Raw genomic sequence first — 391 nt, 5'->3', positions numbered from 1 at the left:
GTCGCGGGTGCTGACGTCGAGCTTGGCCTGGATGGGCGCCAGGTTCACCTGGCCGGCGGCCTGCAGCTTGCCTTGCTTGCCTACGCCGGTATCGAGCTTGAGGGTAAAGGGGGCCTGGTTGAGGCTGTCGAAGCCTTGCAGGTCGACATTTAGCGGGCCGACATCGAGCGCTACCGGTTCTTTCTGGCTGCGATCTGCCAGGTGCACCAGGTAGTTGCGCAGTTGCACGTCCTTGAGCAATACCTGCCAAGGCTTGGCCGGTTCGTTGGCCGATTGCGGCTCAGGCGCAGGGCCGGCGGCAGCCGGTTCGGCCTTTTCTTTCGGCGTGGCTTTGGCCGGTTGGCTGGCGAACAGCTTCTGCCAGTCGAGCTGGCCGTCCTTTTCCAGTGCT

At 63.9% G+C, this 391-nt stretch carries 1 protein-coding gene; it reads right to left on the bottom strand.

Annotated features, from left to right (window positions below; translation table 11 throughout):
- Positions 1–391: DUF748 domain-containing protein (locus QWI17_RS06680; protein WP_302721753.1), on the bottom strand; the 391-nt coding region annotated here is incomplete at both ends.

The sequence above is a fragment of the Gilvimarinus gilvus genome, from assembly GCF_030518155.1.
In the GTDB taxonomy this organism is placed as follows: domain Bacteria; phylum Pseudomonadota; class Gammaproteobacteria; order Pseudomonadales; family Cellvibrionaceae; genus Gilvimarinus; species Gilvimarinus gilvus.
The sequence above is the reverse complement of the archived record's forward strand: the minus strand, read 5'-3'. Positions and strand labels throughout refer to the sequence as shown.